General features: G+C 67.2%; 25 protein-coding genes and 2 pseudogenes. 7 read left to right on the top strand and 20 right to left on the bottom strand.

Going from position 1 to position 26,763, the window contains the following annotated elements:
• Positions 1-3 precede the first annotated feature (3 nt).
• Positions 4-684: a class I SAM-dependent methyltransferase gene (locus tag G6N54_RS20550; protein WP_163791669.1), complete on the top strand. Its 681-nt coding sequence runs from the start codon at positions 4-6 to the stop codon at positions 682-684.
• Between the two features lies 1 nt (position 685).
• On the opposite strand, the gene G6N54_RS20545 is transcribed toward G6N54_RS20550, so the two are convergent.
• The 16 genes and pseudogenes from G6N54_RS20545 to G6N54_RS20470 form a co-directional block, all read right to left on the bottom strand.
• Positions 686-1,258, bottom strand: coding sequence for a VOC family protein (locus G6N54_RS20545; protein ID WP_163791668.1), 573 nt, complete (start codon positions 1,256-1,258; stop codon positions 686-688).
• Positions 1,259-1,263: 5 nt separating this feature from the next.
• The gene (gene egtE, locus G6N54_RS20540; protein ID WP_163791667.1) at positions 1,264-2,409 is read right to left on the bottom strand and encodes an ergothioneine biosynthesis PLP-dependent enzyme EgtE; all 1,146 of its coding nucleotides are present in this window, start codon (positions 2,407-2,409) and stop codon (positions 1,264-1,266) included.
• Positions 2,406-3,371, bottom strand: coding sequence for an L-histidine N(alpha)-methyltransferase (egtD, locus tag G6N54_RS20535; RefSeq protein WP_163791666.1), 966 nt, complete (start codon positions 3,369-3,371; stop codon positions 2,406-2,408). Before egtD ends, egtE begins: the two co-directional genes overlap by 4 nt.
• On the bottom strand, positions 3,371-4,081 hold the full coding sequence (egtC, locus tag G6N54_RS20530) for an ergothioneine biosynthesis protein EgtC (protein ID WP_163791665.1): 711 nt from the start codon (positions 4,079-4,081) through the stop codon (positions 3,371-3,373). The genes egtD and egtC overlap by 1 nt, the downstream gene beginning before the upstream one ends.
• Positions 4,081-5,397 (bottom strand): ergothioneine biosynthesis protein EgtB, encoded by a 1,317-nt coding sequence (egtB, locus tag G6N54_RS20525; protein ID WP_232072904.1) that lies wholly within the window; start codon positions 5,395-5,397, stop codon positions 4,081-4,083. Before egtB ends, egtC begins: the two co-directional genes overlap by 1 nt.
• Positions 5,398-5,465: 68 nt before the next feature.
• The gene (gene egtA / locus G6N54_RS20520) at positions 5,466-6,764 is read right to left on the bottom strand and encodes an ergothioneine biosynthesis glutamate--cysteine ligase EgtA (protein WP_163791663.1); all 1,299 of its coding nucleotides are present in this window, start codon (positions 6,762-6,764) and stop codon (positions 5,466-5,468) included.
• A gap of 159 nt (positions 6,765-6,923) precedes the next feature.
• Positions 6,924-7,571, bottom strand: coding sequence for a sensor domain-containing protein (locus G6N54_RS20515; RefSeq protein ID WP_163794862.1), 648 nt, complete (start codon positions 7,569-7,571; stop codon positions 6,924-6,926).
• A 94-nt stretch (positions 7,572-7,665) separates the two neighbouring features.
• Positions 7,666-9,107, bottom strand: a pseudogene (locus G6N54_RS20510) (catalase).
• A 154-nt stretch (positions 9,108-9,261) separates the two neighbouring features.
• Positions 9,262-9,654: a hypothetical protein gene (locus tag G6N54_RS20505; protein WP_163791662.1), complete on the bottom strand. Its 393-nt coding sequence runs from the start codon at positions 9,652-9,654 to the stop codon at positions 9,262-9,264.
• Positions 9,655-9,863: 209 nt separating this feature from the next.
• Positions 9,864-10,250, bottom strand: a complete 387-nt coding sequence (locus tag G6N54_RS20500) for a hypothetical protein (RefSeq protein WP_232072903.1) — start codon at positions 10,248-10,250, stop codon at positions 9,864-9,866.
• A 262-nt stretch (positions 10,251-10,512) separates the two neighbouring features.
• Positions 10,513-10,806, bottom strand: coding sequence for a hypothetical protein (locus G6N54_RS20495; protein ID WP_232072902.1), 294 nt, complete (start codon positions 10,804-10,806; stop codon positions 10,513-10,515).
• A gap of 46 nt (positions 10,807-10,852) precedes the next feature.
• Complete coding sequence (locus G6N54_RS20490) at positions 10,853-11,389, bottom strand: hypothetical protein (protein WP_163791661.1); 537 nt, start codon at positions 11,387-11,389, stop codon at positions 10,853-10,855.
• A gap of 13 nt (positions 11,390-11,402) precedes the next feature.
• Complete coding sequence (locus G6N54_RS20485) at positions 11,403-12,875, bottom strand: putative alpha/beta hydrolase (RefSeq protein WP_163791660.1); 1,473 nt, start codon at positions 12,873-12,875, stop codon at positions 11,403-11,405.
• A gap of 103 nt (positions 12,876-12,978) precedes the next feature.
• Positions 12,979-14,109 (bottom strand): DUF4185 domain-containing protein, encoded by a 1,131-nt coding sequence (locus G6N54_RS20480; protein ID WP_372513236.1) that lies wholly within the window; start codon positions 14,107-14,109, stop codon positions 12,979-12,981.
• 7 nt (positions 14,110-14,116) lie between these two features.
• Positions 14,117-15,172 (bottom strand): aspartate-semialdehyde dehydrogenase, encoded by a 1,056-nt coding sequence (locus G6N54_RS20475; protein WP_163791659.1) that lies wholly within the window; start codon positions 15,170-15,172, stop codon positions 14,117-14,119.
• Positions 15,173-16,438 (bottom strand): aspartate kinase, encoded by a 1,266-nt coding sequence (locus tag G6N54_RS20470; protein ID WP_163791658.1) that lies wholly within the window; start codon positions 16,436-16,438, stop codon positions 15,173-15,175.
• A 240-nt stretch (positions 16,439-16,678) separates the two neighbouring features.
• Between G6N54_RS20470 and leuA the strand changes: the two genes are divergently transcribed.
• Positions 16,679-18,550, top strand: a complete 1,872-nt coding sequence (gene leuA, locus G6N54_RS20465; protein ID WP_232072901.1) for a 2-isopropylmalate synthase — start codon at positions 16,679-16,681, stop codon at positions 18,548-18,550.
• Positions 18,551-18,913: 363 nt separating this feature from the next.
• Here the strand turns inward: leuA and G6N54_RS30700 are convergent.
• Together G6N54_RS30700 and G6N54_RS20455 are read right to left on the bottom strand one after the other, a co-directional pair.
• A pseudogene (locus G6N54_RS30700) lies at positions 18,914-19,801 on the bottom strand (chloride channel protein); the annotation flags it as partial.
• Between the two features lie 488 nt (positions 19,802-20,289).
• On the bottom strand, positions 20,290-21,291 hold the full coding sequence (locus tag G6N54_RS20455; protein WP_163791656.1) for a DEDDh family exonuclease: 1,002 nt from the start codon (positions 21,289-21,291) through the stop codon (positions 20,290-20,292).
• A gap of 83 nt (positions 21,292-21,374) precedes the next feature.
• Here G6N54_RS20455 and G6N54_RS20450 point away from each other — a divergent pair, with 83 nt between their 5' ends.
• The 4 genes from G6N54_RS20450 (at position 21,375) to G6N54_RS20435 (ending at position 24,508) form a co-directional block, all read left to right on the top strand.
• The gene (locus G6N54_RS20450) at positions 21,375-22,625 is read left to right on the top strand and encodes a Mur ligase family protein (protein ID WP_163791655.1); all 1,251 of its coding nucleotides are present in this window, start codon (positions 21,375-21,377) and stop codon (positions 22,623-22,625) included.
• Complete coding sequence (locus G6N54_RS20445) at positions 22,618-23,325, top strand: type 1 glutamine amidotransferase (RefSeq protein ID WP_163791654.1); 708 nt, start codon at positions 22,618-22,620, stop codon at positions 23,323-23,325. The genes G6N54_RS20450 and G6N54_RS20445 overlap by 8 nt, the downstream gene beginning before the upstream one ends.
• Before the next feature lies 1 nt (position 23,326).
• Positions 23,327-23,749, top strand: coding sequence for a hypothetical protein (locus G6N54_RS20440; RefSeq protein WP_163791653.1), 423 nt, complete (start codon positions 23,327-23,329; stop codon positions 23,747-23,749).
• 102 nt (positions 23,750-23,851) lie between these two features.
• Positions 23,852-24,508: a C39 family peptidase gene (locus tag G6N54_RS20435; RefSeq protein ID WP_163791652.1), complete on the top strand. Its 657-nt coding sequence runs from the start codon at positions 23,852-23,854 to the stop codon at positions 24,506-24,508.
• Positions 24,509-24,607: 99 nt separating this feature from the next.
• On the opposite strand, the gene recR is transcribed toward G6N54_RS20435, so the two are convergent.
• Positions 24,608-25,219, bottom strand: a complete 612-nt coding sequence (gene recR, locus G6N54_RS20430) for a recombination mediator RecR (RefSeq protein WP_163791651.1) — start codon at positions 25,217-25,219, stop codon at positions 24,608-24,610.
• A 9-nt stretch (positions 25,220-25,228) separates the two neighbouring features.
• A complete protein-coding gene (locus tag G6N54_RS20425) occupies positions 25,229-25,579 on the bottom strand; it encodes a YbaB/EbfC family nucleoid-associated protein (RefSeq protein ID WP_163791650.1) in 351 nt (116 codons plus the stop codon).
• Positions 25,580-25,677: 98 nt separating this feature from the next.
• On the opposite strand from G6N54_RS20425, the gene G6N54_RS20420 reads away from it, so the two are divergent.
• Positions 25,678-26,451, top strand: coding sequence for an Rv3717 family N-acetylmuramoyl-L-alanine amidase (locus tag G6N54_RS20420; RefSeq protein WP_197939546.1), 774 nt, complete (start codon positions 25,678-25,680; stop codon positions 26,449-26,451).
• Positions 26,452-26,763: the final 312 nt, after the last annotated feature.

The raw sequence follows: 26,763 nt of genomic DNA, 5'->3' as shown, positions 1-26,763 counted from the left end.
ACGATGGACCCCAACGAGGTAATGGACTGGGACAGCGCCTATCGCGAGGAGGGCGAGTTCGAAGGTCCGCCGCCTTGGAATATCGGTGAGCCACAGCCCGAACTGACCGCACTGATCGCGGCCGGAAAGTTTCACAGCGACGTGCTGGATGCCGGGTGCGGGTTCGCCGAGCTGTCGCTGGCGCTGGCCGCGCAGGGGCATACGGTGCACGGCGTCGACCTCACGCCCACCGCCATCGCGGCGGCCACCAAGGCGGCCCAGGAACGTGGCTTGAGCACCGCCACCTTCGAGCAGGCCGACATCACTTCGTTCTCCGGCCATGACGGCCGGCTCACCACCGTCGTCGACAGCACGCTGTTTCATTCGCTGCCGGTCGAGGGCCGCGACGACTACCTGCGCTCGGTGCACCGCGCGGCCGCCCCGGGCGCCAATTACTACGTGCTGGTGTTCGCCAAGGGTGCCTTCCCGGCTGAGATGGAGCCAAAGCCCAACGAGGTCGACGAGGACGAACTGCGCGACGCGGTGAGCAAATACTGGGAGATCGACGAGATTCGGCCCGCCTATATCCACGCGAACATTGTGGAGATGCCCGACGCCCCATTCGAATTCCCGCAGCATGCCCACGACGACAAGGGCCGGACGAAGCTGCCCGCCTTCCTACTGACGGCACACAAGGCCGGCTGAGTTACGGCCCCATGATGGCCAGGCCCCAGTCGAGGTGGCCCTGCCAGACGCTCGCGATGCGCCCGCCCTGCACGGCGGCTTTGGGGTCGCCGATCGGACCGCCGGCGGTACGGATGGCCGCGACCGTGGCGTCCAGGTCCGGGGACCACAACGCCAGCCCTATCAACGCCGGCTCGACGCCGGACGCGACCACCTCGATGAAGCCTTCCCCGGCACGGTAGAACGCCATCTCGGGTCCGTCCGGCCCCCGCGGATGAAAGCGCCGGCGCGGCGGGGTGCCCAGCACTGCGTTGAGACCGGTTATCGCCGCGTCCAATTCGCCCGCCGTGTAAACCACGTGGTCTACATGAGTGACACCGCAGGGATGCACCGCGGCGGTGACCGGAGGGCGGACCACCGTCGGTAACCCGAGAACATCGGGCTGCGCGTGGATTTCGTCGAATCCCCAGCACCGCTCGTCGGTCAGCGCGCAGCTCACCCGCCCGATGCGGATCGTGTGGTCGTCTACCACAAATCCCATTGCGGTCCAGTCATTTTCGTCACCGGGCACGCCGAGCCAGGTCAGGGTGGCCACGGGAGTTATGCCGCGGTCGCCGCAGTCGCGGCGATCAGTGCTTCGGCGAAGGTCTCCAGGTCCTCGGCGGTGGTGTCGGCGTGCGGGGAGATCCGCAGCCGCGGCCCGGTCATCTCCAGCGGCGCCCGCTGCACCCCGGCATAGGTGGTCAGGATCCGCCGTTCGGCGAGCAGCCATTCCCGCACCGCCTGCGGGTCGGCACCGTCGAGCGGCGCCAAAGTGGTGATGGCGCTTGGCTCCTCCGCCTCTTCGACCACCGCCCACCCCGGCACGTCGGCCAGCGTGGACCGCCCGATGCTGCCGAGCTCGGCCAGCCGTGCCCGCATGGCCTCCGGACCGAAGGCCAGATACTCGCCGAGTGCCACCGAAGACCCCACTCGCGCGGCGATGTTGGCTTCGCCGAATTCGAGCTGCTGTGCGACCGTGAACACCCCGGACCACTCCGGTGCGGCCAGCCGAGGCTGTAGCCGCGGCGTCAGGTCCGGTCGAACCGCCAGGAAGCCGACCCCGCGCGGACCGGCGATCCACTTGCGCGACGAGGAGTAGGTGACGTCCGCCCCGACCGCGCAGTCCACCTGGCCCAGCGCCTGGGCGGCGTCGACGACCAGGGGCAAACCCAACTCATGGCACAGCTTCGCGATCATCGAAATCGGTTGCACGACACCGCTGTGGCTGGCAACCGACGTCAGGTGGACGAAATCGGGCGGATCGGCCTCCAGGGCGAACGCGGCGTCGTCGAGCGCCAGCCGGCCGTCGTCGAGGGTCGGCAGCAGCTGACGGTCGAATCCGTGCGCGGCCATCACGGCCAGGTTGGGGCCGTATTCGCCCGGCAGGCAGGCCAGCGTCCGGCGCTCGGCGGGCCAGCTGCCCAGCAGCAGATCCAGCGCGTGCAGCGATCCCGTCGTGTACACCACGTCGGCGTCGGCCATCCCGGTCAGCGCGGCGAACGCCGCACGCCCGGCGTCGAGCGTGGGCGCCGCGGCCTGCGCCGCGACGTATCCGCCGACCTCGGCCTCGTGGCGGGCATACTGCGCGGCGGCGTCGATGGCCGCGAAACTCTGCCGCGAACAGGCGGCACTGTCCAAGTGCAAACCCGCCGCGGGCGGGCGGGCCTCCCGCCATCGGTCGGCCAGCGAACCGCTATCGGTCACTTGACCGCTAACGACAACCCGAAATCGCCGGCGGCGTCGGTCCACCACTGAACACGGCGCAGTCCCGCGCCGGCCAGTTCCGCGCTCACCCCGCCCGGGTGGAACTTGCTCGACACCTCGGTCAGCATTTCCTCGCCGGCGGCGAACTCGACGGTCAGGTCGAGCGCGCCGACCCGGACCCGCTGCGGCCGGTCGGTCCGCAGCCACATTTCGATGCGCTCCTCGTCGGCGTTCCAGCGCGCCACATGCTCGAAGGCGTCGACGTCGAAATCGGCGTCGAGTTCCCGGTTGACCACCGCGAGCACATTGCGGTTGAACCGGGCCGTCACCCCGGGGGCGTCGTCGTAGGCGCGTAGCAGCCGGCCGGTGTCCTTGACCAGGTCGGTGCCGAGCAGCAGGGTGTCCTCGGGTTGCATCACGTCGGCGAGGGACTTGAGGAATTCGGCGCGCGGTCCGGGTGTGAGGTTGCCGATCGTCGAACCGAGGAACACGAACAGGCGTCGGCCACCGCTGGGGATCTCGGTGAGATGCTCCTCGAAATCGCCACAGACAGCCTTGATTTCGACGCCGGCGTATTCCGCTTGGATCGCGGCCGCCGCGGTCGACAGGATGCTCGCATCGACGTCAAACGGTACGAAACGGCGCAGCGATCCGCGGCCGTGCAGCGCGTCCAGCAGCAGGCGAGTCTTCTCCGAGGTGCCGCTGCCCAACTCGACCAGGGTGTCGGCCTGGCTCGCCGACGCGATTTCGCCGGCCCGGGCGCGCAGGATCTCCGCCTCGGCCCGCGTCGGGTAATACTCCGGCAACCGGGTGATCTGGTCGAAGAGCTCACTACCGACCGAGTCGTAAAACCATTTGGGCGGCAACGACTTCGGCGTGCGCCGCAAACCGTCGGATGCGTCGCGGCGCAACGCGTGATACGCCGAGTCGGCGGCGAGATGGTTGGACAACGTCAGTGTCATCAAAATCCTTTCGGCTCGTCCAGCGGAGTCATCGTTACGCCCGTAGCGGTCACTTCGACAAGGTGGTGATCCGGCACGTCCTCCCATTCGGAATCGTCGTCGTAGGGCTCGCTGGCCAGCACCACGCCGTCGTCGCGGCGCAGGATGGACAAGGTGTCACCCCACACGGTGGCCAGCAGCCGAGAACCATCGGCGGCCAGTACGTTAAGACGAGCGTCGGGATCGAGCGCTCCGATCTGCGCAATGGTCTCACCCAGCACTTCGAGGCCCAGCGAGAAGATGGTGGCCGCCAACATCGCGCTGTCGCAAACGGATTCGGCCGTCGCAGTCAGGGGCAGCACGCCGCGGTCGACGATGCCGTTATGCGAGAGCAGCCACTGGCCGTCGGTGAACGGCGCGGTCGCGCTGACGTCGAGCGGCATGCCGACGGTCGCCGAACGCACCGCGGCCAGCACGCAGTGGCTGCGCAAGGCGGGCGCAACCGATTCCAGCGACGTGTCGCCCCACAGTGGCGCGGTGCTGCGCCAGCGCCGGGGCACCTCGCCGCCGGAAGCACGATCGAAAAAGCCGACGCCCCAACCGTCGGCGTTCAACAGGCCATGTTTTTGGCGGCGCGGGGAATAGGACTGCGCGCGAAGGCCGAAGGGCGGATCCAGTATTAGCGAAGAGACGCTGACGTCGGCGCCAAGCCAGCCGAGGTGACGGCACATCAGACGGTGTCCCCCGCGTCGGGAACGTCCCAGGCCAGCCGCACACCCGAGAAGATCTGACGACGGATGGGGTGGTCCCAGTTGCGGAAACTGGGCCGCAGGATGGCTGATTCGACGGCCCACGACCCGCCGCGCAGAATCCGGTAGTCGCCGTCGAAGAACGGCTGCGAGTAACGGTCGTAGATCATCGGAACAAAACCGGGCCATGGCCGCAGCGGCGAGCTGGTCCACTCCCAGACGTCGCCCAGCATCTGCTCGGCGCCGTAGGCCGACGCGCCGGCCGGGTAGGCGCCGACAGGAGCCGGCCGCAGGGCGGTGCCACCCAGGTTGGCGAACTCGCCCGATGGCTCCTGCGCTCCCCACGGGTAGCGGCGCCGGGTCCCGGTGGCGGGGTCCCATGCGCAGGCCTTCTCCCATTCCATCTCGGTGGGCAGCCGCGCACCGGCCCAGGCCGCGTACGCCTCGGCCTCGAAGTAGGTGACATGCTGCACCGGCTCCTCGGCCGGAATGTCTTCGACATAGCCGAATCGGGTGCGGGTACGCCCGTCGGAACCCCAGAATTGCGGCGCGCTCAGGCCCGCGCTGCACAGATGCTCCCAGCCGCGGTCGGACCACCAGCGCCGCTCGTTATAGCCGCCGTCGCCGATGAACTGTTGCCACTCGCCGTTGGTGACCGGGACCCGGCCGATGCGAAAGGCCGGCAAGTCGACGACGTGGGCGGGGCGCTCGTTGTCCAGCGAGAACGGTTCGCCGGCGGCATCGACGCCGAGCACGAACGGGCCGCCGGGCACCAGCACCGACGTTCCGGCCAGGCCGGGCCGGCCCGCGGGCAAGTGGTTCGGGTCGCGCAGCAGCGCGGCGCCGGTGCGCATGTTCAACGCCTGCAGCATGGTTTCGTCGTGCTGGTTTTCGTGGCTGACCACCATCGCGTAGACGAAGGCCGCACGGTCGCCCGCGGGGTCGTCGGGCAAGGCGTCCAACGCATCCAGCGCTGCGGAACGCACTGTGCGGCAATAAGTTCGGGCCTGGTTTGGAGACAGCAGTGGTAAATCGACGCGACTCGCTCGGGAGTGTTCGAACGCGTCGTAGAGACCTTCGACCGACGGATCCAGCATCCCCGGACGATTCGGGTCACCGCCGCGCAGCAGCCACAGCTCCTCCTGCTGACCGATGTGCGCGAGGTCCCACACCAGGGGGCTCATCAACGGGTCGTACTGGCGACGCAGTTCGGCGTCGTCGAAATCGACCAGCCGCAGCGTGCGCGTGCGCACCCGCTCCAGATCGTCGGCGAGCCGTTCCCGGCGTGACGATCGCAAGCGCGGCGCAGCCGGGCGCTGGGGGCGCCTCCTGCTTGCGGGGGACGGATCGGAATCATCGGGGAAACTCACAGCATCCCTTGCGCCAACTGCGACACCGTGGCCGCGATGCCGTGGTCTATTACCTGGTCGGAGAAGTCGTCGCCCGGACATCGGCCACGCTCGACCGAGCGGATCAGCCGCGCCATCGCGTCAGTGAGCTCGGGCGGCGCCTTCGCGGCGGCGATGGCCACGCAGGAGGTGGCGGCCTCGTGCAACCTCCGGTCGCTCAAACCGAGCCGCGCGGCGTTGTCCCAAGCGGTGGCCACCGGTTCGACAGCCGCCGCGGCGGCGTCGGCCGCGGCCGGGTCGTCGAGCAGGGCGACCAGGGTGAATGCGATCGCGGGCCAGTAGGCATCCGGGGCGCTGTCCAGGTAGCGGATCTCCAGCCATTGCCGGGGGCGCACCGGCGGGAACAGCGTGGTGAGGTGATAGTCCAGATCGGCAAGGGTAGGCCGACGATCGCAGAGCAGCGCCGAGCCATCCGCCCAATCGGCGAAGGACACGTAGTGGGTAAGCGCTCGAAAGTCCGGGCCCTCGGGGTTGTGCACCATCATCACCGGCGCCTTGAGCGCGTAGCGCGCCCAGTCGGTGCCGGGGTCGTCACCGCTGGCGCCGAGGATGGGGCCGCAGCGCGCCGAGTCCATCTGGCCCCACACCCACTGCCGGGTGGACACCCATCCGGAGAAGTCGCCGCTCAGCATCGGGGAGTTCGCCGCGATCGCGATCATCGTGGGGCCCAGCGCATGCGCGAGCCGGACGCGGTCCGCCCAGCCGGCCTGCGGCCCGGCATCCAGGTTGACCTGGACCGCGGCCGTCGACGTCATCATCGCGGCACCCGCCTCGGCGGAGTCGCTGGCGGCGAAGAACTCTTCCATCGCGCGGTAACGGGCACCCGGGTTGACGCGCTTCGGCGCGCGCAGCGGGTCCGCGCCCACGTAGACCAGCCCCAGGCCGGCGCTGGCGAAGGCCTTGCGCAGCACGACCTGGTCGTTGCTCATCACTTCAATGGCGGCGGCGACGCCGTCCTCGGGTGGGCCGGAGAGTTCGACCGCGCCCCCGGGCTCGACGGTGACGACGCTGCGACCGGGCAACGGAGGTAGCTGGTCGATGACCCCGGTGATCTCGTCCCAGCTCGGGCGGCGGTTGGGATCGGCCGGGTCGACGCAATGCGCCTCCACCTCCAGGCCGACGCGCCCCAGCGGGCCGTCGATCAAACAACCGTCGGCGATGTATTGGGCGGCTTCCTCGGAGCTGGTCAACGCGGAATCGGCCGGGCGGGCGGCGTCGAGCTGGGAGACCGCGGCGGTGATAGCGGCGAGCGTCATATCACGATCCCTCCGGGCCCGACCACGCACGCCGAGCGCCTTGTTGGGCAGCTATCCGAACGATAGCCGCCGTCCCTTCATCTTCCAGATCGCCCCGACACGTTTCCGCTCCCGCAGTTTCTCGCCGCACGGCTTTTATCAATACCCAAATTCGCCGATTTATTGCCCCAGTGCGTTTTGCATCGCCCCGGCCAGCACATTGACCGCGGGTCCCGCGTTGCCAGACTGACAAACCTTCGCCTGAAGCAACACGTTTTCACGCAGCCGGGTTTGATTGAAGCAGCGGCGATCGGTGCCCGCTTCCTGCTTCGTCCAGTTCGCGTCGGTCGCGCTCGCCGGCGCCCCGGCAAACGACCACACTTGCGTCTGCCCGTTATCCAGATGCATCGCGGTGGTCTGTCCCGAGCAGCCCACGGTGCGATCCACCAGCCGGTGGTAGGCCCGGTCCGCGGCCTCGTTGGTGGCGAATACGCCGACCGCCTGCTTGACCAGATGCGTCTGATCGTTGCCCGACGTCTGCGACGTGGCCCCGTTGAACGACGCCAGGTCGGAGTCGTTGTACACATCGGGCAGCCCGATGTCCGCCCAGTTGTTGCAGTCCGCCAGGTCGACGAAGAAACCCTGGACCGGTGTGGTGAAAACCGCTTCCCACCCCATCGGTCCGCCGACGATGTTGCCGACCGAGCCTTTGCCGAGGACCGCGTAGGACACCACCCCGGGATCGGAGGGGTGGGCGGCCGCGAGAGGCACACCGGAGGCCACCCCAAAGCCCAGCCCGACGCATACCGCCACAGCGGAGATCCGCATCATGAATCTTGATCATGCCAGGGCCGCGCCGAGCATCGAGTTATTGGGCCGAAGGCGAGCAAATCCGCCCGACAACTCGACGCTCGACGCCCAGCTATTGGCCCCGGACGCCCTCCTCGACTTTCTTGCCGAGATCCGGGTCGACGTTGCGCCAGTACTCGAATACCCGGGACAGCACCGGCTCCTTGACGCCCTTGGAGACGCGCCCAATGATGTCGTGGGCCAATCGATCTCGGGCCGCGTCATCGAGAACCTCGCGGACCATGGTGCCGGCCTGACCCCAATCGTCGTCATCGGGCCGCAATGTGTATGCCTCGCGGACCATCTGACCGTCGGCCATCCACCGCACCTCGGCCGCGCGGGCCGGGTCGGCGTGCGGGCCGCCGTAGGAGTTGGGTGCATAGACCGGATCCGACACGTTTTTCATCCGCATCGCGCCGTCCTTGGAGTAGCTGTTGACCTCCACCTTCGGCTCGTTGACCGGGATCTGGCGGTAATTGGCTCCCAGCCGTGCCCGATGCGCGTCCGAGTAGGAGAAGCCGCGCGCGAGCAGCATCTTGTCCGGGCTCAGACCCGTTCCCGGCACGGTGTTGTTCGGTTCGAAGGCGGCCTGCTCGATCTCGGTGTGGTAGTCGGTGACGTTGCGGTTCAACGTCATCCGGCCGACGTCGATCAACGGATAGTCGCCGTGCGGCCAGACTTTCGTCAGATCGAACGGGTTGTACCGATAGGTCTTGGCTTCCTCGAACGGCATGATCTGCATCTTGAGCGTCCAGCTCGGGTGATCGCCGCGCTCGATCGACTCGTACAGGTCACGCTGGTGGTAATCGCCGTCCTCACCGGCCAATTGGTCGGCAACCTCCTGAGTCAGGAAGCCGATGCCCTGATCGGTGATGAAGTGATACTTCACCCAGAAGATCTCGTCGGCGGCGTTGATCCAGCTGTAGGTGTGGCTGCTGTAGCCGTTCATCTGGCGCCAGTTCTTGGGGATTCCGCGATCGCCCATCAGCCACGTCACTTGATGCGCGGACTCCGGCGACAGGCTCCAGAAGTCCCACTGCATGTTGTGATCGCGCACATTGCTTGCCTGCAAGCGCTTTTGGGACCGGATGAAGTGCTGGAACTTCATGGGGTCGCGCATGAAGAAGACCGGCGTGTTGTTGCCGACCATGTCGAAATTGCCCTCGGTCGTGTAGAACTTCAACGCGAATCCGCGTGGGTCCCGCCAGGTGTCTGGGCTGCCGCGCTCGCCGGCGCCGTCGAGAACCTGGCCAGCATCTCGGTTTTCGTTCCGGGCTGGAATACCGCGGCCCTGGTGTACTTGCTGACGTCGTTGGTCACCTCGAAATGACCGAAGGCACCACCACCCTTGGCGTGCGGTTGGCGCTCCGGGATGCGTTCCCGGTTGAACTGCGCCATCTGTTCGATCAGGTAGTGATCCTGCAACAGGATCGGACCGTCGGGGCCGATCGTCAACGACCGTTCGTCGCTGGGTGCGGCAATACCCGCGTCGGTCGTGGTGAAGCGCTCCGTCATCTCGCCGTCTCCTCACTGACTGGGCTGAATCCGAGGGCAGTGCGACGTATACCCACCAGTGTGAACCCGAATCGGTGGCAAGCGCTTTCAATGCGCGAAACCCAACGGCCCGGCACCCCGTAGTGGAGCACCAGGCCGTTTTCAGTTATCGACGCTAGGGACGCGGCGCGGGGGCGATCGACGGCGCCGTGGGCCCGGCCGGACCCGTGCTCGGGCCACCGTATCCCGGCGGCGGACCGTATCCCGGCGGCGGTCCATACCCGGGCGGCATCATCCCGGGCGCACCCGGTCCGCCGTACTGCCACGGTCCCGGGCCACCCGGGCCGCCGGGGCGCCACATCTGGCCGTGGTGATGGTGGCAGTGGTGGTTGTGATACCCGAAGATCATGGCGCCGGAGAAGAAGACGACCGACAGGATGAAGACGATCCCGGCAACAATCACCACCCACGCCGCGGCCGTGTAGACCTTGGGCGGTTTAACCACCTGCGGCGGCGGGGCCGTCGCGACTGGCGTCGATTGCACTGCGGGTTCAGGTGTTTCACTCATGCCTTGAATACTGCCCTGAATGCAACTGCTGCAACAGATTCCGGCGACAAAGTTGCTGTGAATTAACCTGAGCGCGATCTACCTGCGAGCTTCGTCGAAGCCACTGGTAGCCCGGCGCTCTGGTGAGCGCCGGGCTACTGCGTGTGAATTTAGTGGCCCCCCGGAGTCCTCCTATTACCCCGTGAGCATCTGAACGGTTGAGATCTCGGTTACGGCGTGCGAGACGGAGCGACCGACGACGGAACCTGGCTGGGCCCCGGAGCGCCCGGGGTCACGGCCGCGGGTCCGCCCGGCTGCTGGTTCACGCCGGGCCCGCCCCACCCACCGGGGCCACCCGGGCCGCCGAACCGGTGGGGATGCACCATCGCGTGGTGCTTGTGGTGGTGGCCGTGGTAGCCGCGATGCCCGGTGGACTTACCAAGCAAGAAGCCGGTGAAGAAGATGACCGCGATGACGAACACGGTCCCGGCGGCGATGGCGACGTAGGCCGCCGCTTGGAAGACCCTGGGGGTCTTGTGGACGACGGCCGGCTCTGCCGGCGCCAGCGCAGTGGCGGTCGAGGACCGCGCGGTGGGGGTTTCAGATGTTTCACTCATGAGACAAATGATGCGTGGGTAAACAGTAGTTCTGGCTATGCACTACTTATGTAACAGCTGTGAGCCCAAAACCCGTGCTCACCAGGCGAAACTACGCCGACGGACGAGCTAGCCGGCATCGACGGACAGCGCCCTCACCTGCGGTCGCCGGCCGCAACCGCGGGAACCCTCCGCCAGGTCGACGCGGCGTACTCATGCAGTGGAGCCGGCGCATCAACACTGCTGACCTGGCCGCCGGCCTAGCCGAGGCGTGGTGAGTTGTTCACTGAGACGCTAGAGCGCGGCCCTCGTCTGAGCACCCGGCGATGAAGTCCGGCGGGGAGTCCACCCGGGCCACCTTCCCGCTCTTGAGGACATTTCGCAGCTCCTCTTGGCAATAGTCCTGCCAGTTGGTGCCGGCGGGGAACTGCACGTGGTGCTGCTGAACCTGATCGTCGATGGCTTGTTTGCCCTGCAGGTAGGACGGGGACCCGGGATCGGCCACAGCCGTCGGGCACCAGAAAACGACGAAGGCGCCCGCGGCCGCCACCAGCCGTCCCCCCCGAATCCAGCTCACCGACACATCGTACGTTGTCCGACGGGCCGGCAACCTGTGACTGCGATTAGAACGTCCACGAACCGGAGGGTTGAAGTACAAACCCGCGGTTGAGGATTGGGTCGACGCAAGCGGTCAACCGGTCGGCGCCCACAACGCAGGTGATGTCTCCCTTGGTGATCTTCTGGCCCACGTTCAGCAGCGGCGAGGTGATGATCGGACACCCGGTGCCCTTCTGAAAGCCGTACGGACCCAAGTCCGTTGGCAACGACGTCGGCGTTCCGACCACCGAGCAGCCGTCGCTTCCCACGGGAGAGTTAGCGGGCAGACCGGGTAGCGGCCCGTCGCAGCTGGCGCTGACGTGATCGCCCGGCTTGCCGGGATTGGGCACGCTGCATTGGAGTCCGTCGGGGGTGGCGAAGTAGGTTGCGCCACCGCCTCGGGCGCTCGCGGTGTACGGCGCGGGATCCACCGACTGGAATGCGTTGAGGTCGGGGAAGTTCGGCGGCGTGGCCTTGGCGATGCCGGGGTTCGCGTGCGAACACGCAAGCCCCGAGAACGCAACGGTCACGGTCATCGCCGCTGCGGCCACCCTGTTCGGCATACGATGTCCCTTCCTAGTGTTGGACGCCGAAGGTGGTCGTCCAGGTGTTGGGGTCATAGATCGGTCCGGGCGGCCAGGTGCTGACCCGCAGCTGCACCGTCTCCAGACCCGTCGCCGGATCGATCGTCGTGCCAGTGACGGTGGGCCCGTAGACAGTGGGAAGCTTCCCAGCGTCGATCAGCGTTTGGGGGGCAGCGGCCGTCAGCCCTTGCGGAGTGGCCGCGCTGATCGCTTGGATCAGCCCGCCGTTGGTCGCGCCGACAAACATGTATCCGCCCCCTTTGAGGGCGATCAGTTGGCTTTCGCGATCACCGGGAAGGCTGACGTCGCCGATGCGGTGCAACGAATTCATCCAGCCGTTGGGATTGGCCGGGTCGATCGGTCCCGACACCCACAAGCCACGGTTGAGATCGCCGGTCCGGTTGCTGGTGTTGCCGATGATCACCATCTGATTGGTTGCGGGGTCGTACACGCCGCTGGCCTGGAAAATCCCCGGCAGCTCACCGACTTTCACGGGATGAGCGGGATCGGTGTAGTCCCAGACAGATCCGTTGGTCGCGTACTCGTTGAGTCCCGGAGTGTGCGAGCCATCGGGGTTGCTGAAAAACGCGTAGCGGCGGCCATTGGGTCCCAGCGCGGTCCCCGTCGGCAGCGGCCGAGTTCCCGGGGGGCCTTGGGCCAGTTGGGAAGCCGGACTACGCGGCAGGCCATCTCGCGGATCACCGCCGAAAATGGGACCCTGGCCGTCTTGGAACTGGTCTTGCAGGTCGTAGGTGTTCTGCTCGTGTTGAGGGTCGGCGGCGGGACCGACGATCCGGGGGTCGTTGGTCGGGAGACCGTCACCCTCCCCAAGGTCGGCGGGCTTGAAGTCGGTGGCGAGGACCGCGTCCTGCGCGGTGAGATTTCCGTTAGCCTGCACTTGATGCAGTGAGTTCGCATAGGTGTCGCGAATGGAATGCATCTGGTTGACGGCGGCCTGGGTGTCGCGGATGGCGTCGTCTTCACGGCCGGTGATAAACGTATCGAGCGCTTGCCGATCCGCCGCACTGAGATGGGGATCTTTTTCCATCTCGATCGCTTGGCCGATCATGTTGTCCAGCGTCTGCAACTGATTCTCGAGAGCGGCGATCCTTCCGGCTCCGGCCTTTTGGGCCTCGGCCAGAGCGGCGGCGATGCTTTCCAGGTCGACCCCGATCTTGGGTATCTGCAAGGACTGGGCACCTAAAAGCGTCGTGACCCGCTGCACCTCGGCGGAGTCGTTGATCGGGTGTTCGCCACCCTCCCGATTCCAGGCCGCCTCAAAGCGGCGACGGGCTTCGTCGGAGGCCTTGCTGGACTCGGCCGTACACACACCCGCGGCGTGAAACGCCTCGGCCAAATCCGAAATCTGGGCCGGCCGTCCCGCTTGCAGGCTTTGGTTGATGGCCCACGGATCCCCGCCTGCCTCGGCGATCAGTGCCGGAATGCTTATGTAGCGCAGCTGCATGAAATCGTCAGGCTCACTCGCCGCACGTGTACCAACGTCGCCACCCCCTCGAGCTGGCAATCAGATTACCGCCGCCGGCCTCGACGAGACTACGGTTTGGCGGCTACTCAGGCTTGAACGGATTGACCGCGAATTGGATCACCCGATACGGCGCTGACACCCGCGCGCGGGTGTCCCACTGGCTGACGAAGATTCGTAGTTCGTCGAGCGTGGAGCCGGGCGAAATGTAGCCGCCGTACGGTTGCGCGAGCCGGTTGTCATAAGGTGACGGCAGGCTTTGGGCCGGCTCTGGCCACTCGTCGTGCTGCACGACCGTCGTCACCGGAGCCTCGCCCAGCGACGTCGGGTCGTCGGCCACCCGGACCTCCATGTTGCCGGTGCTGGCGTTGAAGTAGGACAGCACCGCCTTGCCCTCGACCTGCCGCACGCACAGCTCTCCCACCTGATCGGGCCACAGCGGCGTCGGCTGCTTGTTCCAGCCCCCGCCGGGCCCGGCCGCCCAGCCCTGCCATCGCGACCGGTCCGTAAAATTCTGCGGCGCAACCCGATACAACACCACCGGCTGCCTGCGGGTGAAGCTGTTGGCCACGATGTACACCCACCCGGTCGGCGAATCGCCGGTCGGAATCGGGTCGTAGTACCCGCTGATCTGGGTCTGCGAGCCACCCTGATACGCGGCATCACGCCGCGACCCGGGCACGGTCTGCCAGCCGGCACGCGCGGGTTCCGCCGCCACCAGCCGAGAGTTCTGCGGGTTGAGGTCCTTCGTCGTGGCCACCAACAGATAAGCGCGCCGGTTGATCTGCACCACGCCGGCGGGCAGCTGCGAGTCCCCCGACGGCGTCGGATCGGCCAGCAGCGGCTTGCCGACCCCGGTCACTCCCGTGTAGCGCACCCCGGCGGGATCGTCGACCGACGCGGTGTCGACATGGAGCGCGACCGGCGAATACCAGCCGCCGAAACCCACGCCCTGCCCGGCGAAGCTATCGCCGCAGACTTGCAGCAGTTCGGTGGGAAACTCCAGGAATTCGCAAAGATCGGTGCCGCCGATTCCGTAATCAACCGTGGGCGTGCCCGTTCCGGCTGCCGGGCCGATGCGCAGCACCTGACCCGGCGCCAGCGGCTGCACGATCGGCTGCGGGGCGGGCGCCGGCGGGTCGGCATGGCCGATCCAAACACATTGCGGTACAAGCACACACAACGCGATGAGCAACACGAAACGGGCGCTGCTCACCCGCGGGTCACAGTTCGGCGGCCAGCAGCTCGGCAATCTGAATCGTGTTGAGCGCAGCGCCCTTACGCAGGTTGTCCCCCGAGGCGAACAGTGCCAAGCCACGCCCGTCCGGTACCCCGGGGTCGCGGCGAATCCGGCCGACCAACGATTCGTCGACACCGGCAGCATCCAACGGGGTTGGTACATCGACCACTTTCACGCCGGGCGCCGCACCGAGCAGTTCACGCGCCCGCTGCGGCGAAAGCGGCCGGGCGAACTCGGCATTGATCGACAGCGAGTGCCCGGTGAACACCGGCACGCGCACGCAGGTGCCGCTGACCAGCAGCTCGGGAATGCCGAGAATCTTGCGGCTTTCGTGGCGAAGCTTCTGGTCCTCGTCGGTCTCCCCGGAGCCGTCGTCCACCAACGAACCCGCCAGCGGCAGCACGTTGAACGCGATCGGCGCGACGTAGGTCTTCGGGGCCGGGAACTCCAGCGCGCGCCCGTCGTGCACCAGCTGCTCGGCGCGATCGATCACCGCGCGTGCCTGCGTCGCCAGCTCCTCGACTCCGGCCACCCCGCTACCGGACACCGCTTGATAGCTGGAGACCACCAGGCGCTGCAGCCCGGCTTCCTCGTGTAGCGGCTTGAGCACCGGCATCGCGGCCATCGTCGTGCAGTTCGGGTTGGCGATGATGCCCTTGGGCAGGGAGCCGGCGTCTCGGACATCCCTGTCGAAGTTGACCTCGGAGACCACCAACGGCACCTCGGGGTCCTTGCGCCAGGCCGAGGAGTTGTCGATCACGGTCACCCCGGCCGCCGCGAACCGCGGCGCCTGGACCAGCGACATCGTCTTTCCGGCCGAGAACAGCGCGATGTCCAGGCCGGTCGGGTCGGCCGTCGCGGCGTCCTCGACCTCGATCTCCTGGCCGCGGAATTCCAGCTTGCGGCCCTGCGAGCGGGCCGACGCGAAGAATCGCACGGAACCCCCACCGTTCAAAGCCGGGAAGTTGCGCTCCTCGAGCAGATTGCGCATCACCTGGCCCACTTGGCCGGTGGCGCCCGCTACACCAATGGCAACCATCTATCGACCCGTCCCCGCATACACCGTGGCCTCTTCCTCGCCGCCGAGGCCGAACGCCTCGTGCAACGCCACGACGGCCTTGTCTAGTTCGGTGTCGCGGCACAGCACCGAGATCCGGATCTCCGAGGTGGAGATCAGTTCGATGTTGACGCCCACCTCGGCCAGCGCCTCACAGAAGGTCGCGGTAACCCCGGGGTGGCTGCGCATACCCGCGCCGATCAACGACACCTTGCCGATGTGGTCGTCGTAGAGCAGCTGCGTGAAGCCGATCTCGTCCTTCAGCGCGTCGAGCTTGGCCACCGCGGTGGGCCCGCTGTCGCGCGAGCAGGTGAACGTGATGTCGGTCTTGCCGTCCTCGACCTTGGACACGTTCTGCAACACCATGTCGATGTTCACGTCGGCCTCGGCGACCGCGCGGAAGACCCGGGCAGCATACCCAGGGATGTCCGGAATCCCGACGACGGTCACCTTTGCCTCGCTGCGGTCGTGCGCGACTCCGGTCAGAAGAGGGCTTTCCATTTCAATGTCCTTGATCGATCCGACAACGACGGTGCCTAGCTTGTCCGAGTACGACGATCGGACATGCACCGGAAGGTTGTAGCGACGGGCGTATTCCACGCAACGCAGCATCAACACCTTGGCGCCACACGCTGCCATTTCGAGCATTTCCTCGAAGGTCACGGTGTCGAGCTTGCGGGCATTGGGCACGATCCGCGGGTCCGCGCTGAAAATGCCGTCCACGTCGGTGTAGATCTCGCAGACGTCGGCATTCAGGGCGGCGGCCAACGCGACGGCGGTGGTGTCGGAGCCGCCACGGCCCAGCGTGGTGACGTCGCGGCTGTCCTGGCTCACCCCCTGGAAACCGGCGACCAGCACGACGTCGCCTTCGGCAAGCGCGGACTGCAAGCGGGTCGGCGTGACGTCGATGATCTTCGCGTTGCCGTGCGTGCCGGTGGTGATCACACCGGCCTGGGAACCGGTGAACGACCGGGCGCGGGCCCCAAGCGATTCGACCGCCATGGCAACGAGCGCGTTGGAGATGCGCTCGCCGGCTGTCAGCAGCATGTCCAGTTCGCGGGCCGGCGGCACCGGGCACACCTGCTGCGCCAGATCCAGCAGGTCATCGGTGGTGTCGCCCATCGCCGAGACCACGACGACGACGTCGTTGCCCTGCTTTTTGGTCTCGACGATGCGTTCCGCGACACGACGGATCCGGTCGGCGTCGGCCACCGAGGATCCGCCGTACTTTTGTACGACCAGCGCCACTGTTTCTCTCTGCCCTTCCACACCCACAGACGTGGTTCAAGTTCACAACAGGATACCTGGCGGCGCATCTCGTTTTTTGACCCGATGGCGGGCATCGCAACCTGCGGTTTTGAGCTCGATCAAGCGTAGTTTTCGCCTGGGCGCCGATCGCGGTAGAGTGCACAACGTGCAGCGGGTGCTCCTTCTCGGACGCCGCGACGGGGTCTGATCCAGACCGGCCTCCCGCCGCGGGTGTTCGCGATGCGCCGGTCTGAAGTCCCTTCTGACATCCCCGGAGCAATTACCGTGACCAACTTTTCCGAACCCGCCAAACCGGACGCATACACCTATTCATCGTCCGAGGCCCGCACCGTCAAAAAGCCCGCTGGCCCGCCCCGACCGGGCCAGCCCGGGTGGAATCCGCAGCGCGGCTCGTCGATGCCGGTCAACCGATACCGGCCCTTCGCCGACGAAGTCGAGCCCATCCGGCTCGCCGACCGCACCTGGCCTGACAACGTCACCACCGGTGCCCCCCTGTGGTGCGCGGTGGATCTGCGCGACGGCAACCAGGCCCTGATCGACCCGATGAGCCCGGCTCGCAAGCGCCGCATGTTCGACCTGCTGGTTGGCATGGGTTACAAGGAGATTGAGGTCGGCTTCCCGTCGGCCAGCCAGACCGACTTCGACTTCGTGCGCGAGATCATCACCGACGGCGCCATTCCCAACGACGTCACGATCCAAGTGCTGACCCAGTGCCGCCCGGAGCTGATCGAGCGCACCTTCGAGGCGTGCCGCGGCGTGCACCGGGCGATCGTGCACTTCTACAACTCGACGTCAATCCTGCAGCGCCGCGTGGTATTTCGCGCCGACCGGGCTGCGGTTCAGGCCATCGCGACCGAGGGTGCCCGCAAGTGCATCGAAGAAGCGGCCAAATACCCGGACACGCAATGGCGATTCGAGTATTCGCCGGAGTCTTACACGGGAACGGAATTGGAGTACGCCAAGCAGGTGTGCGACGCCGTCGGCGAGATCATCGCGCCGACGCCGGACAACCCGATCATCTTCAATCTGCCCGCCACTGTGGAGATGGCGACCCCCAATGTCTACGCCGATTCGATCGAGTGGATGAGCCGCAACCTGGCCAACCGCGAGTCGGTGATCCTGAGCCTGCATCCGCACAACGACCGTGGAACCGCCGTCGCCGCAGCCGAATTGGGCTACCAGGCGGGTGCGGACCGCATCGAGGGCTGCCTGTTCGGCAATGGTGAACGCACCGGCAACGTGTGCCTGGTGACGCTGGGGCTCAACCTTTTCTCCCGGGGAGTGGACCCGCAGATCGACTTCTCCAACATCGACGAGATCCGCCGGACGGTCGAGTACTGCAACCAGCTGCCGGTGCACGAGCGGCACCCGTACGGCGGCGACTTGGTCTACACCGCGTTCTCGGGCAGCCACCAGGACGCCATCAACAAGGGCCTGGACCAGATGAAGGCCGACGCCGACGCCGCGGACACCGACGTCGAGGACCTGCTCTGGCAGGTGCCGTATCTGCCGATCGACCCGCGCGACGTCGGGCGCACCTACGAGGCCGTGATCCGGGTCAACTCGCAGTCCGGCAAGGGCGGGGTGGCCTACATCATGAAGGCCGACCACGGCCTGGCCCTGCCGCGACGACTGCAGATCGAGTTCTCCCAGGTGATCCAGAAGATCGCCGACGGCGAGGGCGGCGAGGTGTCGCCGAAGGAGATGTGGGATGCGTTCTCCGAGGAATACCTGGCGCCGATCCTGCCGTTGGAGCGGATCAAACAGCGCGTCGACGCCTCCGAGGAGGACGGCGGCACCACCAGGATCGTCGCGACCGTGAAGATCAACGGCGCCGAGACCGAGATCAGCGGGGCCGGCAATGGGCCGCTCGCGGCGTTCGTCGACGCGCTGGGAACCGTCGGGTTAGACGTATCCGTGCTGGATTACTCCGAGCACGCGATGAGTTCAGGCGAGGAGGCGCAGGCCGCGGCCTACGTCGAGGCCTCGGTGGGCGGGCGCACGGTCTGGGGTGTCGGCACCGCCCCGTCGATCACCACCGCGTCGTTGCGTGCGGTGGTGTCGGCGGTCAACCGCGCCTCGCGCGGGTGACCGGCGTTGCCCCGGGTCAACTCGCGCGGGCCGCGCGGGCCGCGCGACTGCGGGCCCAGCGACGAACGGCACTGCGCGGCGGCTTGGGGAAAGCAGGCCGTCTGTTTCGGCGAAAATGTTCGCGGCGTGCCGCAGGGTGGCCTGGGCGCTAACGGTGCCGCCCGCCGGCGTGGGTGGCGGTCCGGCCCGCATCACTTCGACGACCCGGAACGCTTCCAGGGGGTCGGTTGTGTAGTCGCGAGTCAGATGCATTCCAGTCCTGGTGATCTTCTCGGTAAGTACCGAGCGCGGCAGCAACAGAACCGATACGGCGTAGGCGGTCGTCGTGGCGATGATCACCGGGAGCATCGCGGGCCAGGCTCGAGTGAGTTCGAGAGTGAAAATAATTGCCGCGAAGGGGGCTCGCATGAGGCCGCAGACCATGGCGGCCAAGCCCAATATCGCCCAGAATCCCGGAAACACATGCGGAAACCAATGCCCGGCAAAAGCTCCCAGCGCGGCGCCGATCATGAACACCGGAGCGAACACACCACCCGACGTGCCGGAGCCTAGCGACAGCGCCCAGATTGTGGTCTTCACCAAGAGAATGCCGACTATCAGCGACATGCCGGCCTGCCCGGTGAGAAGCGCATCGATCACGTTGTAGCCGACACCGAGTGCGCGCGGCTCGATCAGGCCACCCACCCCGATGATCAGACCGCCGATCGCCGGCCACCACATCCAGTGGATCGGCAGCCGCGGAAACGCGTTCTCGGCCCAGAAAACCAGATGCGATGCGGCTATGGCCACGGCGGCGCCGGCAAGCCCGATGACAGCGGCCAAGGCGTCGATGGCCCAGTGGATTTCGGTTATCCGCACCTCCACCGGGAACACCGGTGCGGCGCCCAGAATGAACATGCGCAGCATGGTGGCCATTGCGACCGCGCTGGCAACCGGGACCAGGCTTCGCGGCCGAAATTCGAAGAGCAGCAATTCGACTGCCAACACGATGGATGCCAGCGGAGCATTGAAGGTGGCGGCAATGCCACCGGCGGCACCGGAGGCGAGCAGGATCTTTCGCTCATCCGCGGTCAGATGCAGGAATTGGGATACCACGGAGCCCATTGCGCCGCCGGTCATGACGATCGGCCCCTCCGCACCGAACGGGCCACCGGTGCCGATGCTGATGGCCGCCGAAATGGGCTTCAGCACAGCAACTTTGGGCTCGACACGGCTGCTGCCGATCAGGATCACCTCGATCGTCTCGGGCATGCCGTGACCGCGTACTTGATCCGACCCGTACCGAGCCATCAGACCGATGACGAAACCGCCGGCAATCGGTGCGCCCAGTATCAGCCACCACAGATGATGGTTTGCTGCAGGTGCCACCAGGGCGTCCGAAAACCTTTGGTAGAAAACAAGATTAGTGACAATCCCGATTAGCTGAAGCAAACACCAAGCCACCACCGCGGACAGGGCGCCGATGACGACCGCAACACCGGTGATCAGCAACACTCGCCGATCGACAGCGAAATCTGCCAACCGCCCACTCACTAACGATGTCCTCACTGATGCGATCGACGATGTCCGGATGCGGTGATCGCCGCCGTAGTTAGGTCTGTCCCCCAGAGCGCCGCACAGGACGCGTTCGCGCTCCGCAGTGGCTAGCCAAGCGTAACAATCCGGCGCGCCGTCGGCTCAGCTCAGAAGCTGAGATGAAGCCGTGAAATTGCTGAGAGCCAACACAATGACACCGGCGATCAGAACAGCGCCAGCTGGTCGTCGGCGCTCGTGGCGTCGACGAACTGCTCCATGCTGGTGCCGCCGATCACGGTGCCCACGCCGTCCATGAACTGGGCGTCGGACACCACCGGAACGCCGAGCTGCTGGGCCTGGTAGCCCTTGCCCTGCTCGGGGGCAGCGGCGTTGCAGACCACCAGCGACGTCTCGCGGTCGACGATGTCGGTGTAGGCCAGCCCGGCGTGCAGGATCCGCTCGACGAGCTCCTCGTGGGTGCGGCGCACCTCGGCGGCCAGCGCCACCCGCATGCCCTGGACCAGCGGTCGGCCGCGGACGTACGGCCCGGGGTTGAGATACGGGCAGGGCATCCGGGAGGCCAGCGCCTTCAGCGGGCGCAGCTCGTCATGGGTGACGCGGCCGTTGGGCCAGCGGCGCCGGGTGACCGGGCGCACCGGCAGCCAGATGTCGTGTTCGCGCGCCCGATCGAGGGCGGACGCGAGCACGCCGGTCAGCACCATCGCGTCGTCGAACGCGTCGTGCGGCCGCTCCTGGGTGACACCCCAGTGCGCGGCGAGCGTCTCCAGCCGCAGGTTCTCGACGCCGAGATTGAGGCGGCGGGCCAGCTCGACCGTGCACATGACGCTGTCGACGGGCAGCTCGACGCCGGTGAGCTCGGCCTCGGCGGCCAGGAAGGCGTAGTCGAACGCGACGTTGTGCGCGACCAGCGTGCGGCCACGCAGCACCTGGTTCACCTCACCGACGATGTCCCCGAACTGCGGCTGGTCCTCGAGCATGGCGGCGATCAGCCCATGCACGTGGGTGGGACCGGGGTCTACCCCGGGGTTGAGCAGGCTGACGACGGATTGCTCGACGCGGCCCTCGGCGTCGAGTCCGAGCACCGCAAGGCTGATGATCCGGGCCGGACCGGGCCGAAAACCCGAGGTCTCGACGTCGATGACCGCCCAACCCGCGTCCGGGTCGCTCACCGGCCGGCCCCAGGGCGTCGGATTTACCGGGCTCATGAACAACAGAATGGCACGTCGGCCCGACATCGCCGGGTCGCTGCGCGGTCGTGTCGCCGGTTGGCGCCACATAAACTGCGCGGGTGGTTACCACCCGGGCACGTCTGGCGCTGGCCGCGGGAGCGAGCGCGCGGTGGGCATCGCGGCTAACCGGGCGCGGCGCCGGGGCGATGATCGGCGGCCTGGTCGCGATGACGCTGGACCGCTCGATCCTGCGCCAGCTCGGTGCGGGTCGGCGCACGGTCGTCGTGACCGGCACCAACGGCAAGTCCACCACCACCCGGATGACCGCGGCCGCCCTCGGCACGCTGGGCTCGGTCGCCACCAACGCCGAAGGCGCCAACATGGACGCCGGCCTGGTGGCCGCGCTGGCCGCCGACCGCGACGCCGGACTCGCGGTCCTGGAAGTCGATGAGATGCACGTCCCGCACGTCTGCGACGCCGTCGAGCCCAGCGTCATCGTGCTGCTCAACCTGTCGCGTGATCAGCTGGACCGGGTCGGCGAGATCAACGTGATCGAACGCACGCTGCGTGCGGGCCTGGCCCGCCACCCGAACGCGGTCGTCATCGCCAACTGCGACGACGTGCTGATGACCTCGGCCGCCTACGACAGCCCGAATGTGGTGTGGGTGGCCGCCGGCGGCGCGTGGGCCAACGACTCGGTGAGCTGTCCACGCAGCGGCGAGGTGATCGTCCGCGACCCCCCTGGTTTGGCAGGCCACTGGTATTCCACGGGCGCCGACTTCAAGCGGCCCAGCCCGCAGTGGTGGTTCGACCCAGAAGATGGGGGCACGTTGTACGGCCCCGACGGGCTGGCCCTGCCGATGCGGCTGGCGCTGCCGGGCGCGGTGAATCGGGGCAATGCCGCCCAGGCCGTCGCGGCCGCCGTCGCGCTGGGCGCCGACCCCGCCAAGGCCGTAGCAGCCGTGTCCGGGGTGGACGAGGTTGCGGGCCGGTACCGGACCGTGCGCATCGGCGGACACGACGCCCGGATTCTGCTGGCCAAGAATCCGGCCGGCTGGCAGGAAGCACTGTCGATGGTCGACAAGCACGCCGCCGGGGTGGTCATCTCGGTCAACGGGCAGGTGCCCGACGGCGAGGACCTGTCGTGGCTGTGGGATGTGCGATTCGAGCACTTTGAAGAGACGGCCGTGGTGGCCGCCGGCGAACGCGGCACCGACCTGGCGGTGCGCCTGGGGTACGCGGGCGTCGAGCACACCCTGGTGCACGACACCCTGGCGGCCATCGCGTCCTGCCCGCCGGGGCGCGTGGAGGTCGTCGCCAACTACACCGCCTTCCTGCAGCTGCACCGAGCATTGGCCCGCCATGGCTGACTCGACGCTGCGGATCGGGCTGGTCCTGCCCGACGTGATGGGCACGTACGGCGACGGCGGCAACGCGGTGGTGCTGCGGCAACGGCTGCTGCTGCGGGGCATCGCCGCCGAGATCGTCGAGATCACACTGGACGACCCGGTGCCGGACTCCCTGGACCTGTACACGCTGGGCGGCGCCGAGGACTACGCACAGCGGCTGGCCACCCGGCACCTGCAGAGGTATCCGGGCCTGCAGCGCGCCGCCGAGCGCGGCGCGGCCGTGCTGTCGATCTGCGCCGCCGTCCAGGTGCTCGGACACTGGTACGAGACGTCGTCGGGCGAACGGGTCGACGGCGTCGGCATGCTGGACGTGACGACCTCTCCGCAGGCTGCGCGCACGATCGGTGAGGTGGTCAGCAAGCCGCTGCTGGCGGGGTTGACCCAGCGGCTCACCGGGTTTGAAAACCACCGCGGCGGCACCGTGCTCGGCTCCGACGCCGCTCCGTTGGCCGCGGTCGTCAAGGGGGCGGGCAATCGTCTCGGCGACGGTTTCGACGGCGTGGTCCAGGGCAGCGTCGTCGCGACCTACATGCATGGGCCGTGCCTGGCCCGCAACCCGGAGCTGGCCGACCTGCTGCTCGGCAAAGTGGTGGGCGAGCTGGCGCCGCTGCAGCTGCCCGAGGTGGACCTGTTGCGCCGCGAACGACTGGCGGCGCGCTGACATGCCCGAGATCCGCCCGAGACTGGCCGCCGGTGTCGCACTGATCGCCGTGCTCATCGCGTCGTCACCGCCGGCGACGGCCGACCTGGAAGTCCCGAGCGGTCGGTACAACGTGCTGTACGCGAACACCGACAAACCGACCGCCTGGCTTTTCGCCCCGTGCGGATCGGACTGCACCCGGGCGACCTCGCAGGACGGCGGGACGTTAGTCATCAGCTGGGAATTCCACCTCGCCAACGGACGATGGACGCACAACGGGACGGCCCAGGCGCCGTGCCCGGACGGCAAATCCGCTCCGGTGACCGTCGACTACAGCTTCGATGCTGTGACGCTCGCCGGAGAAGGCCAGACGACGACGTCAGACGCGTGCAACGGAGAGCCGGGCAAGACCTTCACCAGGCAATTCCAGTTGAGCAAGGCCTGACGAACGTGCCTGCTACCTGCGCAGCAAGATTCCTTTGAGGGCCGTACCCAACCCTTTTCTCGACACCGACGCGCACTGCGGCTCGAGAAAGGGGTCGTCCCCATGCCCGGCACCACACCGGCCATGGCCACCAAGGCACGCCTTGGCACCCTCGCGGTGCTATTGATCGCGGGCGGGAAGGTCGGAATCGCCGGCGCCCACGCCGCCCCGGACGTCCCCGCCCCCCACATCGCTGCCGGAATGCACGGCGACCCGGCCGACGCCGCACCCTACTGGCGCTACCAGCAACAGCAGCTCGACTGCGGGGAGATGGCGGTGGCCGATGTGATCGGCCAGATCAGAGGCCACGAGCCCAGCGAGGACGAGATCGACGCGGCGGCGGGAAACATCCCGAGCGTGGCCCACGACGGGCCGATCTATCGCCCGGGCGGGCGGACGAGCAATCGCGACGTCGTCCCGCTGTTGGCGCACTACGGCATCCACGCCGACGCTCTCCATCCCGACCTCGACACGTTGGCGCTCGATCTGGATCACGGGCGGAAGGTGATCGTCGGCCTCAACGACAACGTCATCTGGAATCGGCCCGGCGATCGCACCAAGGAAAACCACTTCGTCGTCGTCATCGGTATCGACACCGACGCCGGCGTGGTGCACCTCAACGACAGCGGGATCCGCGCGGGCCGCGACGAGCAGGTTTCGACCGCGACGTTCGAAGAGGCGCGGGCGACCAGCGACAACTTCGCCGTCGTGACCAGCTGACGGGCCGCGCGTCAGCCGAGAATTCGCTGAGCCGGTAAATCTGCAGAGAAAGTGCGACTAAGGGCCTGCAAAATTACAGGCTCAGCGCAGTAAGGCCGGTCAGACCATGGACCGGCGGCCGGTGAGCGCGCGTCCCAGCGTCAGCTCGTCGGCGAACTCCAAGTCGCCGCCCATCGGCAGCCCGGACGCGATGCGCGTGACGGTCAGGCCGGGAATGTCGCGCAGCACCCGGACCAGGTAGGTGGCCGTCGCCTCTCCCTCGGTGTTGGGGTCGGTCGCGATGATCACCTCGGTGATGTCCACCCCGTCGACCCGCTCACCGATGCGGCTGAGCAGCTCGCGGATCCGCAGCTGGTCGGGGCCCACCCCCGACAGCGGATCGAGCGCGCCACCCAGGACGTGGTAGCGGCCCCGGAATTCGCGAGTCCGCTCGACGGCCTGGACGTCCTTGGGTTCCTCGACCACACAAACCTGTGAGCCGTCCCGGCGCGGATCCCCGCAGATGCGGCAACGCTCGTCGTCGGACACGTTGCCGCACACCGCACAGAAGCGGACACCGTCGCGGACCTTTCCCAGCACAGCGGTGAGCCGGTCGATGTCCGGCGGCTCAACCGACAACAAGTGAAAGGCGATGCGCTGCGCGCTCTTTGGTCCGATACCCGGCAGCTTGCCGAGCTCGTCGATCAGATCCTGGACCGGCCCCTCAAACATCTAGGTAGGTCAGAGCCCCGGGATCTGGGTGGGTGGGGCGGGCGGCGTCGGCGGCGCGGTCAACCCGGCGGTCAGCGAACCCAGCTGCTCCTGCGCCATTTTGGTGACCTGCTTGGAGGCGTCCACCATGGCGCCGACGATCAAGTCCTGCAGCGTCTCGATGTCCGAAGGGTCGACGACGGACGGGTCGATCTTCACCGCGACGACCTCACCGCTGCCTTTCACGACGGCCTCGACCAGGCCGCCACCGGCCTGACCGCGAATCTCGGCGTTCGCAAGCTGTTGCTGAGCCTCCATTAGCTTTTGCTGCATCTGCTGCGCCTGGGCGAGCAGCGCGGACATGTCGCCTCCGGGTTGCATGACGATCCCTTCGCATCTTGGTCTCGAGTTGGTTTCGCCTGTGGATGTCGGGCGATTCGAAACACCCAGCGTAGACCGAGCGCGGTTACCTTTGCGCCGTGGACCAACGAGTGAGCAGGCGTGTCGGAATCAGAATGGCGGCCAGCATGCTGGTTGCCGCGGGGACCCTGGCCGTCCCGGCGGTGACCCAGAACGCATGGGGGGTTCCGTCCAGCATCGCCGGCATGGTCGTTTTCATCGACCCCGGTCACAACGGCGCCAACGACGCGTCCATCAGCCGACAGGTCACCACCGGCCGCGGCGGCACCAAGGACTGCCAGACCAGCGGTACCGCGACCAACAGCGGCTATATGGAACACACGTTCACCTGGGACACGGCGCTGCGGGTTCGCGCCGCACTGACAGCACTGGGTGTCAGGACCGCCCTGTCCCGCGGCAACGACACCGGCCTGGGACCGTGCATCGATGAGCGCGCCAACGTGGCCAATTCGTTGCGCCCCAACGCGATCCTGAGCATCCACGCCGATGGCGGACCGCCGTCCGGCCGTGGATTCCACGTCAACTACTCGGCACCGCCCCTCAACCAGGTGCAGGCCGGCCCGTCGGTGCAGTACGCGCGGATCATGCGCGACCAGATGCAGGCCGCGGGTATCCCGCCGTCGACGTACATCGGCCAGGGCGGACTGTATGGACGGTCCGATCTGACCGGCCTCAACCTGGCGCAATACCCCGCGATCCTGGTCGAGTGCGGCAACATGAAGAACCCCGTCGACTCGGCGCTGATGGAGTCCCCGGACGGCCGGCAGAAGTACGCCGACGCACTCGTCCGCGGCGTGGCGGGCTTCCTGGCCACCCAGGGTCAGGCGCGCTGAAAGGCCTCCGCGCTGCCAGAATTCGGGTGGCGCCGATGCATCACAGCCGGTAGCGTGAACGTCAGTTGTGCGGGACCCCTGACTTGGGCTGTCAGGAAACGAAAATAATTGCGACCCTGGCGCTTTCGCAAGACTTGTCCGATTGCGCGAAAAATCGCGGCTAACGCATGGCTAACATCAAGAACTTTGCCGAACCCCCTGTTGGAGCATGTTTTGGTCCACTAAGGTTTGTTCCACTCATGTCGATTAGACGTGCGGGGAGAATCGGTGAGCAACAAACCGTCAGCGACGACTTTGTCCAGGTCAACGACG

The sequence above is a fragment of the Mycobacterium stomatepiae genome (assembly GCF_010731715.1).
Taxonomy (GTDB): Bacteria; Actinomycetota; Actinomycetes; order Mycobacteriales; family Mycobacteriaceae; genus Mycobacterium; species Mycobacterium stomatepiae.
This window is presented reverse-complemented; position numbering and strand designations above follow the sequence as displayed.

What these genes read in the sequence shown, in the direction of transcription:
- G6N54_RS20550 (WP_163791669.1), top strand. Translation starts at nt 4, where the DNA reads ATGGACCCCAACGAGGTAATGGACTGGGACAGCGCCTATCGCGAGGAG.
- egtD (WP_163791666.1), bottom strand. Translation starts at nt 3,371, where the DNA reads ATGACACTGACGTTGTCCAACCATCTCGCCGCCGACTCGGCGTATCAC.
- egtC (WP_163791665.1), bottom strand. Translation starts at nt 4,081, where the DNA reads ATGTGCCGTCACCTCGGCTGGCTTGGCGCCGACGTCAGCGTCTCTTCG.
- egtA (WP_163791663.1), bottom strand. Translation starts at nt 6,764, where the DNA reads ATGACGCTCGCCGCTATCACCGCCGCGGTCTCCCAGCTCGACGCCGCC.
- G6N54_RS20515 (WP_163794862.1), bottom strand. Translation starts at nt 7,571, where the DNA reads ATGCGGATCTCCGCTGTGGCGGTATGCGTCGGGCTGGGCTTTGGGGTG.
- G6N54_RS20505 (WP_163791662.1), bottom strand. Translation starts at nt 9,654, where the DNA reads ATGAGTGAAACACCTGAACCCGCAGTGCAATCGACGCCAGTCGCGACG.
- G6N54_RS20500 (WP_232072903.1), bottom strand. Translation starts at nt 10,250, where the DNA reads ATGAGTGAAACATCTGAAACCCCCACCGCGCGGTCCTCGACCGCCACT.
- G6N54_RS20490 (WP_163791661.1), bottom strand. Translation starts at nt 11,389, where the DNA reads ATGCCGAACAGGGTGGCCGCAGCGGCGATGACCGTGACCGTTGCGTTC.
- G6N54_RS20485 (WP_163791660.1), bottom strand. Translation starts at nt 12,875, where the DNA reads ATGCAGCTGCGCTACATAAGCATTCCGGCACTGATCGCCGAGGCAGGC.
- G6N54_RS20475 (WP_163791659.1), bottom strand. Translation starts at nt 15,172, where the DNA reads ATGGTTGCCATTGGTGTAGCGGGCGCCACCGGCCAAGTGGGCCAGGTG.
- leuA (WP_232072901.1), top strand. Translation starts at nt 16,679, where the DNA reads ATGCGCCGGTCTGAAGTCCCTTCTGACATCCCCGGAGCAATTACCGTG.
- G6N54_RS20455 (WP_163791656.1), bottom strand. Translation starts at nt 21,291, where the DNA reads ATGAGCCCGGTAAATCCGACGCCCTGGGGCCGGCCGGTGAGCGACCCG.
- G6N54_RS20445 (WP_163791654.1), top strand. Translation starts at nt 22,618, where the DNA reads ATGGCTGACTCGACGCTGCGGATCGGGCTGGTCCTGCCCGACGTGATG.
- G6N54_RS20440 (WP_163791653.1), top strand. Translation starts at nt 23,327, where the DNA reads ATGCCCGAGATCCGCCCGAGACTGGCCGCCGGTGTCGCACTGATCGCC.
- G6N54_RS20435 (WP_163791652.1), top strand. Translation starts at nt 23,852, where the DNA reads ATGCCCGGCACCACACCGGCCATGGCCACCAAGGCACGCCTTGGCACC.
- recR (WP_163791651.1), bottom strand. Translation starts at nt 25,219, where the DNA reads ATGTTTGAGGGGCCGGTCCAGGATCTGATCGACGAGCTCGGCAAGCTG.
- G6N54_RS20425 (WP_163791650.1), bottom strand. Translation starts at nt 25,579, where the DNA reads ATGCAACCCGGAGGCGACATGTCCGCGCTGCTCGCCCAGGCGCAGCAG.